Source organism: uncultured Nostoc sp. (assembly GCF_937863485.1).
Taxonomy (GTDB): Bacteria; Cyanobacteriota; Cyanobacteriia; order Cyanobacteriales; family Nostocaceae; genus Nostoc.
In genome coordinates, this window is the sequence record NZ_CALMFY010000104.1 from 24054 (window position 1) to 36858 (window position 12805).

The window sequence follows — 12805 nt, forward strand, 5'->3', positions numbered from 1 at the left end:
ACATTAGTTGTGGGAAAAATAACTTATGTTCTCACGCTAAAAACCGGAATTACGGGTAAATTTGAGAATTACAAAAATATAGTTCGGGCAAGTCCGTTAAGTCCGATTTCGTCTGAACACTGAGAATACATTTACAAAAACGTATTTTCTCAGAGTTTTTGAAAGCTTGAGAAATCATAATGTAATGTCAACTACTAATCTGTGTTGGTGAGTCAAGAGTGTGGAAGACTGAGATTTAGAATTTCAATCTGTCGGTAGTAGTTATGAGAAAACTTAGCTAGCACTAAAGATATTTCCAGGAAAAGATTAAGATAAGAATAAATTCAACAGAATAAATGATTAAAATCTACTTCCATCAAAAAATAATATTTATGAAAATTTATAAGTTTTATTTATAAAAATGAGTTACTAAATATTTATGCTTTGATATCCAAACTATTTTTGATAATTTTCAAAGGATAAAACTTGAATTTTTGCAGTTTGAATAGGAGCATCCCAAATGTGCAAAAACCTTGATTGCCCTCATCCCCTAACCCCTTCTCCCAAGCATGGGAGAAGGGGAATTTCTCCCCTCTCCCACGTTTGGGAGAGGGGCTGGGGGTGAGGGAAGAGAGTTAAAGTAGCAAAATTGGGATGCTCTCGTTTGAATTGACTAGCGATCGCCTACGGCGGGCGGTTATGCCATCGCATCAATTTTACAGTTACTTGTAAGGCAATACGTTTGGGATGACGCTAGGCGAACAATCTAAGTACAGTTCATATTTCATTAATTCGTAGCGAATAAAATTTGGCAATACCTTGCAATGCCAATGCATCCCGATACATTGTTAATGCGTTCCCTTACAATGCCAATGCATCCCAATACAATGTTAATGCGTCCCAATACAATGCCAATGCATCCCAATACAATGTTAATCCGTCCCAATACAATGCCAATGCATCCCGATACATTGTTAATGCGTCCCTCTACAATGCCAATGCATCGGGATGCGTTAAAAACGCTACGCTTTTACGCAAAACTGTACTAAAGCACGACGCTAGCAGAGAAAACGAAGTCATTTGCAGTCAAGCTAGTTGAGGTAATTCCCAGCAATGAAACCAACTCTGTATTTCCTGTTTTTACCAGAGTCGTACTACCCTGTTGCAATAAAGTTAAAGCACTAAACTGAGTGATGCCAACACCGCCAAGCCCGATTTTATCAATCCCGATTGTAAAGTCAGTAATAATGTTCTTGCTAGTTGGCAGATTAGCGTTAGCAATCCAGAATTGATCAGCACCAGCACCACCACTGAGGCGATCACTACCTCCTTGACCAGCAAATAGCACATCATCACCATCGCCACCAAACAGGAAATCATTGAGATTGGAAAAGAGTTTGTCATCACCATCACCACCGTAGAGACGGTTATTGCTACCGCCACTACTAAGGGTGTCGTTGCCTGAGCCACCAAATAATGATTGACGAGAATCTTCAATTACTGTAAGACTATCATCACCTGCCGCCCCAAACAAATTATTATTAGCACTAGCTTCCACCACGGTAATAACATCATTACCATTGCCACCATCGGCATTGGTATTTTGAGCCGGGCCATTTTGACCAATAAATATCTGATCGTTACCGTCATTCCCAGATACTGAAGAGTTACTGCCTGCAAGTACTGTGTCATTACCGTTTCCAGCCAGGATTGTGTTATCTTGAGTGCCTTCTACAAAGTCTGCTCCATCACCTGCACTAAAGGATTGTCCTGGATCAATATTGACAGTATCGCTGTTACTAGAACCAAAACCGTTTGGGAAAGTAGGCTGTACACCTGTTAGGTTATTGGGTAATTCGAGAATGCCGAGTTTTTCAGCAGTCGTATTACCTGTAACGTTAAAGTCGTTGTCGTTAATCAAAGCTAAAGTATTGGGTGCTACCAGTGCCAGACCTTCTAATTTTTCCACTCCGGTATAACCTAACTGAGCAGCATTAGCGATTAAGCTCTTAGTCACAGGGGTAATATTGGCAGCAGCTAACTCAGCAGTGGTAAGCTGTTCAATGGTCTTACCAGCTGGCAAGGTAAAGTTAGCAGGGTTGTTGATGTTGGTCGCCCCGGCTAAATCAATTTGGTAAATTAGTTTATTACCAGCAGATGTAGCATTGTCGTCTCGCTCAACTACCGCAAATTTGCCGTTAGCCAAAGAGACTGCATCACCAATCTTATCGGTTCCTGGTAAACCTTCTAGACGATATAAATACTCTCCTGTTACCTGCTTACTGACAATATCAAACTCCAGAATTCGCAGGTTGAGAGAAGCTTTGGAAGTCGCATCATTGGCGACATCAGGATTATCGATCGCACTCTGAATAAAGGCATATAATTTATTACCTTCCAGCGCTACAGCTTCAAATCCCCGATTATTGCGGCGTTGGGCATAAACTGCTGGCAATACCTCAGTGCCAAAAGTTCCAGTTGGTTGATCTGGATTGGGTGCTGTGGCAGTTCCTTGGGGAATAAAGCGGTCAATCAGTTTACCATTAACATCAAAGTGGTAAATTGCCGGACGGTATTCATCTACCATCCAGTAATCTCCATTTTTTGCAACTACAATTCCTTCTAAGTCTGCACCCAAAGGATCGTTTGCTAGGGGTTGATTGTCTAAGTCTACGGCAATTTCATCTGTGTAGGCGGTACCATTTGCCCCAGCTTGCAAATTAGGCAATCCAGTTAATGGTGTTGTCCCATCTTGGCGGAATAGCTTTGTTCTGTTGGTAATATTGATTTCACCTGTACTGCGGTTGAGTTCAAAGCTGACTACTTCTGGCTGGAAGTTGGGTAAGAAAAATGGTCTGTTTGAACCATTAGATTCTCCATTGGGGCCACGGTCTGTATTGGTGACAAATTTCAAGTTGCCATTTGCTGCAAACCCTTGGAAATACAACCCGGAGAAACCACCCAAGAAAATATCTTGACCTTTAGAGGTTGTTCCTAACTTGGGTAGGTCTTCAAATTCATAGATACTCAGCTTGGGTTGGGCAACAGGATTGCGTGGATCGTAACTTGTGGTGTCAATATTTAGAGAATTGGGGAAGGCATTGGCTATATTTTCCCAAGGCACCAACTTAAAGTTAGAGTTGACGTTTTCACCATCAATTGTCTTAGCAGGTTCATTGGAGCCATCTTGAGTAACAAATAAACCAAATGGGAAGTTAGGCCCCAGTGGCACATTAATTACATCTGCACCGTCTGACTCTTGTACACTGTCAATTGACCCATTGTTACCAATGGCAAAGTTACCTACATATTCGTTATTGCCTTCACGGGTGTAGGCAACAAAGGTGCTATCGCCTTGGCTGGATGCTAGCAGATAACCTGTGCCGTTTTTGCCGTAGTAGATGGTCAACCCTTCTGCGTCATCGGTAATGTGAGAACCACCCTCAAAACGGACGCGATCAATCAGCTTGCCTGTTGTGCCACCATCTGGTTCTGCCTGGAATTTCCAGATGCCCACATCTTCTTGGGCTATGTAGAGAAAGCCGGTTTCTTGGTCAACCACCATACCCTCTGTTTGGGGAGAACGCCCTGCTGTTGTGGGTGAGGGGATGGTGAACTCCCGCACCAGTTCAGCGCCAATTTTGCCATTACCTTTGTCAATTAGTTTGAACTGAGCTATATCTCCAGTTTGGCGGCGACTGGTAAAGACATAGTAATCATTAGTTACGGGGCTACGGTATAAAATAAGTCCGTAAGAACTGCGAGTTGATGCGGAATAGGGAGGTTCAAAAGGTGAGGCTTGGAAGATAGTGCCAATATTGCTATCGGTGATATCTTCCAAATACTGACCAGGGGTGCTGGGGTTGGGGTTAATTTTGAAGATTGCTAGTTTATCATTGCCGCGATCGCTAGCTACGGCAATATCAATAGATTGATTGCCTAATTTAAAACCGTATTGCAGGTCAATGTTGTTGTAGCGAATACCACCGGGATTAAGTGTCTGCAACAAATTACCAGACAAGTCATAAACCCGCAGTCCAGCATTTTTTACTGAGGTTAGGACTAGACTATCAGCAGCATTTGTGGCATTAACATAGATGGCAGGGTCATCAGCATCAGCCCGTTGAGATGTGGGGGGCGCCGGATCATCAAATAAATTAGGACGAGTTTCTACTGTAGGTGCAGCGGTGGGAACTAAGTCTGCACCTAAAGTGAGGATTTGGGTAAATTGGGTGCTACTAAAGTTGTTGTCACTCACCAGCACAATCGACTGACGACCATCTGCTAGTTTAGGGCCAAAGGCAAGACCTTCAATGTTATCTACTCCAGTCGGGTGATTAGCATCAGTAGGCAGATTCAGGTCATTTAAATTCAACAAAAGACGTTTTTGAGCGGGTGCGATCGCTGCTAGTTGTTCGGCACTTAAATTATTCAGAGAATCGTAGAAGCTAATATCAGTTGCACCTTGCAAAGAAACTTCGTAAATTTTGATGGTGGTGCCTACACCTTGGACAAAGGAGCGTTCCAACGCAAGGAAAGTACCACGATTATCTATTGCCAATAAATCCGCCAAACCATTGTCAGCAGAGCCGGTGCTAGGGTTGGGCGCTTGGGCGATTGCATCGGTGATGTAAAGATATTCCTTTTCTGGCTGTCCAGTAACCAGATTGTATTGCAGAATCCGGGAAGGGCTACCACTGGTGAGTGAAGCTTTTAATCCATCTTGGGATAGCGCGTTTTCAGTGGCGGTGAATAGGGTTTTCTGGTCAGGTGTAATGGTGAGGCTTTCAAATGCCAAATTATTATAAACGCCTGATATCTGCGTATCACCTGCATTTACAATACCATCGCCGTTAGTGTCTTTTACTACTGGTAGGAATTTGTTGGGGATAAGTAGCGATCGCACTTCTTGCCCTGTTGTCAGGGAAAATTCCTTAATAAAGGGATTAGTAACGCGACCAGCAGTAGGATTGACTTCGCCTTCTGAAGAGATGAAGACTGTCCCATTATTGGTTAAAGCAATACCTTCAGGGTCAAGACTGTTGGTTGCAAAAAAGTTGCCTTTGGTATCTTTCAGAGGCGTGACATTGGTAAAAGTCACCCCAGTATCAGCACTGAAGGTATAAAAACGGGCAGGGGCAACTTGGGAGCGATCGTCTGAGATAGCGTAGTAGCGGTTATTAGCAGCATCATAAGTGACACCAGACAGTCCACCTAATGGAGTAGAAACTCCATTCACAGTTCCCACAGCACCAGCAGGAATAAAGCTAGTAGCGAAGGTAGTCTGTCTTTCAAAGACCAGATTAGAAATGGTTTTACCTGCTTGAGTTGGTCTAGTTTGCACATCTGCGAATACTAAGCGATGGTCAGAACTGGGGAAGGGAAAAGTACCTACTGGGGAGAATGTCGGGTCAGTATTCAGCGGCCAAAATATTCCTGAGTTGGCAATTGTCAGGTCAGCAGAGGGTAGTACGTAATCAGTCCGCAGGTTTCCGGGAGTTGTATCAGCAAAGTCAGCAGTATCAAAGCTAGGATTACCTTTTTGGCTAGCGTTTGCACCAGCTTGTAAGTTTGCTTGTTGGGGGCCACCAAGACTGGTAGGAATGACATTAGTATTGATATTGGGATTTTGCAGCAGTTGCCGAATAGCGTTGTCATAACTGTCACCATCTACGGGGTCAGCATTTTGATCACCCATAATCACAAAGTCTGAACCAGCAACGATACCGCCCGTTTTACCGATATCATCATAGATGTAATTACCTTTACCAGGAGTTATGTAATCCGCCCAAAAGCGGATCTCGTCATGGTTGCGCTTGCCGTTGCGGTCTTCCGGCCCATCAAAGGTTGGGGGTGTGGGGTGGCTGACGAGGACATGAATTGTTTCCCCATTCACCTGAACGGGTACATCCCAATGGCTCTTGGAGGAGAGGCGTAGAACTTTGAGTTCCTGGTCAGAATACCAATCATTTGGCTGTGGTGTTGTGGGATCATCGGGAAGCAAAGCATTGGGCATATCCTTCCAGAGGAAGTTTTGGAAGGTGCGGATGTTGGCAGTGTCAATGGGATATTTGGACAGCAGCAACATCCCGTATTGACCAGGAAAATCACCGAATCCGAAGGCATCATCGCCATATCCTGATTTGCCTGGGGTTGTAACTACTGCGCCGTTGTTGTTCAAGTCAAATCCAGAGGCAATACCCGTGTTGGAGGGAGCGATATAGAAGTAGGGGTAGTCAACGGGAGTCGCACCGTTTTGGCTGATGGCTAAATAATTTTGCCGGAATAGTTTAACTGCCTCTTGGGAGTAGTCAAACTCATTAATTAGCAGCACATCCGGGTTGTTACGCTGGATTATTTCCGCAACAGCTTTTGCCTGAGCATTATCGGGGGTTGACAAATCGGTGACTAATTGACCTTGGGTGCTGCGGTTTAGGGAAGCATTGAATTGGGAAAAGCGGATTGTATTAGTAGTTACCATAAGTTAGTTCTGGAGTAGATTCATCCGTATCGATAATTAGTCTGTAAGCGATTTAGTAGTGCTGAGAAACGAACAGCATCAGAAGTTTGAGGGCTAGTACTGGCCAAAATCCGAAACGTGGAGAAGTTGGAGTGTAAATGCCATTTTTATTGCCAGTAAAAGACCGTTAACTGTAAAGTGCATCTTTGCAGTTAGGGTGATGACTATGCCAACACTCTCTGGTGCGTCCGCTACGCATAGCTTGCTTAAGAGCAAGGGAACGGTGAATGCAATATCAACATGAACAAGATAAAATACGTCTTCTAAACCAGTATTCTTAGAACTTGTCAGAAGACAGTTACATGACTTTTTAGTATTAGTTGTTAATTGGGCACCCTCAAACTATCCCAGTTAGATTAAGAAACAGCTAGCAAAAGGTTAAGACAAAAAATAATTGCAGGTTTGGGGATGCTTTTGTTTTACAGCAATTATTCTCAGCGTGACACTCGCAATCACAGATAGATTAGAAGTAATTTACCGGACATAATATTAATCAGCGGTTTTTCATCGGATTTAAATTAAGGTGAGTAACAGCCCACCTTAATTTAAATCTGTATTTCAGTATTTCGGTTAGATATTAGCGGAAATTTTGAGGATTTAGACGAGCACCGTTAGGCTGAGACTGACGACGAATTGCTACTCCACTCCGCAAATTGTTTCCGGTACCGCCATCTTTGCGATCAAGGAAAGGTTTTAGATTAATCCCACTTCTAGATGAACTAACCCGATTATTACCACTGCCTAGAAGTGTGCGTCCTAAATTATATAATTCGTTGCCTCCACTACTGCGATCGCCATAAGTATTAACGGCTATAGTCTGTTGTCCACTGTCAGCAGTAGTCAAGTTTTGGAAAACGCTATTGCGGATAACATAGGGGTCTTTCCCAGGCGGTACTGTCAACACAATTCTACAGGTTGGATTAGCTTCAGTTGTGACGCAGACAATATTTTCGTTATTTTCTACAGCTGTCTGGAGTTCTTGTAAGCCATCTGGGCGATAAAGTTCTAAACGACTGGCAATTGCTGCACAACGCCTTTGTGCATCCCAACCACCGCCCAAAGCCGCAGGTGCCGCCCAAGGAAAGAATTGTCCGGATTGACTTTGTGGCTGATACATGACAGTATACTGACCATTGTAAGTCTGACAGCTAAACCGAGTTGTACCGTCAGCTGAGGGTGGTATGCCTGTCGATGTATCTATTGGTACTGGTGCTGATGTGCCGCCTGATGGTACTGTTGGTACTACTACACCTTCGCCAGTAGAATCATATTGCGCCATTGCTGCGGAATTGCCCAGACACAAAGATAAGCTAAGACTGCCTAAAGATATAAATCGCAGCAGTTGTGATGACATAAATCATCCTCCAGTAAAAATAGGTAGGGAATTAATAGTTTAAATGACGAAATAATTTGTTTTTTGATTCATCAAAAAGGCTATTTTTTTCCTCTGTTGATTTTTTATCTTCAAGTAGCTTTTTCACCGTGCTTGAATTTCTGCATGATGCCCCACTCCTTCATAGGCGTAAGGTTGTAGCTACAAGAGTGAAAGTCAAAGATTTGCTCCCTCAGATAGCGTTCTATACTAGTTTTCCTGAACCAGCAAAACTGACTTCACGGGACGCTTGATAGGATTTCCCTCTAAATCAACCTTCCCGTAAAAGCTTTTGCCATTGTAATAAAGCGAAGACGAACTCCCTCCATCCAGATTCATCGCTTTATCAGCACCAAAGGTTTTCATCAAATCAGCTAATGCTGGCAAGGACACCCCAGAGTTCGCGGAAACTGAGGGTTTTTGAGCCACCATAACTAAAACAACGCTGCCATCACGGGTGATACCCACGGCAGTTCTGGCATTGAGTTGGTTGCTACCAAGTGCATCTCGTTTATTGGCATTATCCACAAAGCCCTCTTTTACTAAGGTGAGTTCTGGTAACAGGCGTGGGCCTGCGCCTATGGCATCGACTAACTGACAACCTGCTGGTGGTGACTCACTGTGTACAGCAATCGAATAGCGGATAGTTTGCCCACATAAGTAGCGGCGGAATTCTGTGCGATTGAAAATTTGACTCAGGTAAGGTTTTAAGTTGGGATTGTTCACCAGCCGCTCGTTTTCCTTGGGGTTAGCTACTAACTTCCCTTGTATAACAATATATGATGTAGATTTTTGGTTGGCTGGGTCAAAAAAGCCTGCGTTCAAGATAGCTACGGCTCGATGCTTCTGGGCAAATTCCTCTACTGTGGCTACCTTCTGTGATAATGCAGGAGTTACCAAAAATCTGCTATTAGCTGGAATTAATAGGATGTGAGCGATGCTTTGGGGCAAAGTGCGCTCAAAGTAGCGGATAGTTTTTGGTGGTGAAGATGCAATAGTTGGTATTGACGGTGTTGAGGAACGCAAATTAAACCATAACGCCATTGCCAAACTAATTAATATCAAAGCCAGTAGTTTGATTTTCCTCACATTTAAACCCACTTGCGGTTAGCTCAAACAAAGTTCCACATTGTACCGCAAAACTTGATTGAATTTTGGAATGTCTAGACACGCCCAAGCGAACGAAATAGCTTAGGGCGTAGTGTAGCAGAAACACAGTCCAAAGTTAACCGTTTAAACGTGTTGTTCCCATTGTTATTGGGCGATCGCTAATTTTTTGCTGATGGTAAAAATGCTCTCAAAAGCCCTACTCAATGGCTGACTTTTCACGTTATGTGGAAAAGTCCACCAAAAACCTAACCCCCTAACCCCCTTCCCGTGTCGGGAAGGGGGAAAATTTAAAGTCTCTCTCCTAAAAGGAGAGAGATTTAGAGAGAGGTTTTCCAGATGCCGTGAAAAGTCAGACTCAATGAAATCCACTTGTTAGAATTAAGAGGCAAGCGTTGCAAAACACCTTATCCTTCATAGAGATTGAAACGCTTGAAACTTACTAAATCCCTATTGGGGATTGAAATTAAGACCATGTTAGAAACCACAAACCTGAAAAATATCTCCAAAAAATTCGCTATAGCCAGAAATTCTGCTTCTTGCAAAGAAAATGAGGCAATGAGAGCTATTGCATATAGCATGGATTTACTACTCCCTGGTTTGTATATATGGCTACTTGGTTTTAGTTTTCGCATTGGTGGGAGCGTACCAGATGATATTCCTTATAAATATCCCGGTAAAATTCACAAGTTAACTGGAATTGCTTTAGTATTACCAGGATATAGAATTTTTACGACTTACCAGGGTAGTTATGACCCTAAACAGACATCAAATACAGGGACTAACAGCTTTTAATTGTACGGTTCTTGACTCAAATACTTTTGAAAGCTTAATGACTCAGGCAGGATATTCAATCTCAGGTAGCGCATCTGCACAGTCTAATAGAATAAAAGTATGGTGGATTCATAACGAATACCCAAGAGTCGAGTCCATATATAGTCCAGACAAGAGAATAGTCATAACGGCATATCATATTAACTGATATTTTTTATTTCTATTAACTAATTTCCAACGTGGGCAGAAAGTTTTGGTTGATAAGATTTTTTAGTCTGTGATACTTTCACCACCAAAATAAATTAGCCATCTTTTGTCACTGATTCCAATTCTTGAGACAGCAAATGTGTGTCTCTGGATGTTGAGGCAGGCAAGTACACTGTAAATTGAGTACCTCTACTTATCTGACTATAAACATTGACAAAACCACCATGATTCTTAATGATGCCCAACGCCGTGGAAAGTCCTAAACCTGTACCTTTGCCTACCTCTTTAGTAGTAAAAAATGGTTCAAAAATCTGTTTCTGGACTGACGACGACATCCCCATACCAGTATCCGTTACCACGATCGCAATATAAGAACCCACTTTAGCATCAATATTTATCTGGGTAGAATGTTCACCAATTACCACATTTTCCGCCACAATCCTCAAGATACCGCCATTGGGCATAGCATCACGGGCGTTGATTACTAAATTAATCAGCACCTGATGTAGTTGAGTTGTGTCTCCACAGACGTTCCACAGATTTTTGGGGATATCTGTTTGATAAATGATGGATTTGGGGAATGTTTGAGCGATAATTTGCTCAATTTCTGCCATCAATGGCTGAATTTGGACAATTGTCTGTTTACCTTCGATGCCCCGTGCAAAAGATAACACTTGCTTGAGCAAATTAGCGCCACGTTTAACATTATTTTCTAAAGTTTGCAGTATTTGCTGACTCTGCGAATCAGGCAATTTCTTCTGCAAGAGTTGAACTGACATTAAAATTGGGGATAATATATTGTTGAGGTCATGGATGATACCACTAGCTAAGGTGCCGATACTCTCCAAACGTTGCGATCGCAGAAGTTGAGCTTCCAGTTGTTTCTGCTCCGTAATTTGGGTGTTCACACTCAAGATGGATTTGGGTTGTCCATTATCATCTCGGATCAGTGTCCACCGACTTTCAACGATAATTACTTTACCTTCCCTTGTCAGTTGATGCAACTCACCCCGCCACTCACCCGTATTCATCACCCTTAAGTAAGCATCTTCTACCTGTGGTGAAATCTCTTTATCCAAAAGTTGCAAAACATCTTTACCCACAACTTCCTCAGCCTTCCAGCCGTACAGACGTTCAGCACCTTTATTCCAAAATAATATTTCGTTGTGGATATTTCGCACCAGAATCGCGTCAGTTGATACATCCAGCAACGCAGCTTGTTCACGGATTTTCTGTTCTGCCTGTTTTTGCTGGGTTATATCTCGCGTCAGTGCCAAATAGATGAATGTACCATCAGATTCGTTACGTAATGGTACAGCATAGGTTTCCATGTAGCGGTGGGTGCCTTTAAATCCAACGATTTCAAACTCCAAAGTCCCCTTGTTACCTTGGCAGATACTTTTATGCAAGTCGGCAAAGGCTGCTCTATACTCTGGTACAATTACCGTATCTATTGGTTTACCAATCAAGACATCAGCACTTTCCACTTCCATCATTGCCAGCCCATAGGCATTAATTTCTAAAAGGGTGCCATCCCTGGCAATTAACTTGATGCATTCTGGTTCTGCATCTATCATCGCTCGTAAACGATTTTCGCTTTGGCGTAGGGTCAGTTCTGTCTGCTGAAGTTGCCTGATATAACGCCACAACAAGTCATACAGCAGCGTCACCAGCACCAAATCTACAATAGCAGCGATAAAAAATGTAACTATCGCCTTTTGGGAACTTGCTTGTAACTGCTGCATTCCCTGCTGTAATAAATTTTGCTCCGCCTTTAAAGAGTCATGAATCAGCTGTTGGATTCTTTTGCCGATTTGCTTGTCTTTATCAGATAATATTTGCTGCCGAACTGCTTCTAATCCCTGGTTTTGTCTGAGGTAAATTTCTTGTTGCAGAATCTTGAGTCTATTAGTAATTTTCGGCTTCAGCAAAGAAATCCATTGCTGCTTTTGATGGTTATCAGTAGTTAAATTGCTGAGAATCTGAATATTGCTATTAGTTTGTTGATAGGCTGCAAGATAGGTTTGTAGATCATCTGCATCTGCTGTAATTAGGTAATTACGTTGTGCAGTTTCAGTATCTTTGAGTAAAGATTGGATACTTTCAAGTTGGGTAATAACTTCATAGGAGGATGTCACCCATTGCTGATTGTGAATCAGCTTAACAGTGTTGCTATAGGAGACTACAGCATTAGTCAATACAACTGCCAATGCTAGGATAAATATTGCTTTCAGATTTTGAACTCTATACCATTTTTTGATCATGCGATCGCCCTTTCTGCCGCAGATGACCTCCATCAATTAAGATTAAAGATTAAAAACAAATACTGAGAATATTTTAAGGATTTTGATAGAACGGGTAACAAAAGACAATCTGTTAAAGTTGTAAATATCTGGATTGATCGGGATGATAATTTATACATAATAATCAAAAATAAATCCGCTAATTTTTAATATAAATTCATTTTTAACAGTAGTATACTCAATGCAGTTTGGTTCAGAGAATTTGCCAATGCATAGCATTTGGAGTTGCAATGCTACGTCTCTTGTTTGGAATTATAATTAACTCCACACTATCCGTAAATCCAAAACCAGGTAATATATCTTCTCTAGACAAGCTGGTGAGAGACTTTAATACTTCTTTTGGTTGTCATTATGTATAAATTTCGACGTGTTTTTTGAAAAATTAGCCAACCAAGTCGCACTTTTGCATCCGTATATTCGCCCATCTTGGCTTGCATCTCGCTCAAACTATCAGATGGGATTAGCTCTAAAACAAAATTAGGAGCGATAGGAGGAAATTTCTCGCGCTGTTCAATGCATCCCCGTAAGGGTACAAGTCGGGAA

The 12805-nt window shown here is 42.2% G+C and carries 6 protein-coding genes; 1 reads left to right on the forward strand and 5 read right to left on the reverse strand.

Features of this window, described 5'->3' with window-relative positions; translation table 11 throughout:
• Nucleotides 1–1024 precede the first annotated feature (1024 nt).
• From Q0541_RS13925 to Q0541_RS13935, 3 genes are all read right to left on the reverse strand, one after another.
• Nucleotides 1025–6460, reverse strand: coding sequence for a phytase (locus tag Q0541_RS13925; RefSeq protein WP_298911234.1), 5436 nt, complete (start codon nt 6458–6460; stop codon nt 1025–1027).
• A gap of 616 nt (nt 6461–7076) precedes the next feature.
• Entirely contained in the window at nt 7077–7853 is a 777-nt protein-coding gene (locus Q0541_RS13930; protein WP_298911236.1) for a COP23 domain-containing protein, read from the reverse strand.
• Nucleotides 7854–8081: 228 nt separating this feature from the next.
• Nucleotides 8082–8960, reverse strand: coding sequence for a phosphodiester glycosidase family protein (locus tag Q0541_RS13935; protein ID WP_298911238.1), 879 nt, complete (start codon nt 8958–8960; stop codon nt 8082–8084).
• Nucleotides 8961–9452: 492 nt separating this feature from the next.
• Between Q0541_RS13935 and Q0541_RS13940 the strand changes: the two genes are divergently transcribed.
• Entirely contained in the window at nt 9453–9773 is a 321-nt protein-coding gene (locus Q0541_RS13940; RefSeq protein WP_298911240.1) for a hypothetical protein, read from the forward strand.
• Nucleotides 9774–10054: 281 nt separating this feature from the next.
• Here Q0541_RS13940 and Q0541_RS13945 read toward each other — a convergent pair whose 3' ends face one another.
• Both Q0541_RS13945 and Q0541_RS34440 read right to left on the reverse strand, forming a co-directional pair.
• Entirely contained in the window at nt 10055–12223 is a 2169-nt protein-coding gene (locus Q0541_RS13945; protein ID WP_298911242.1) for a PAS domain S-box protein, read from the reverse strand.
• Nucleotides 12224–12567: 344 nt separating this feature from the next.
• Nucleotides 12568–12708, reverse strand: a complete 141-nt coding sequence (locus Q0541_RS34440; RefSeq protein ID WP_366941871.1) for a hypothetical protein — start codon at nt 12706–12708, stop codon at nt 12568–12570.
• Between the last annotated feature and the right edge of the window lie 97 nt (nt 12709–12805).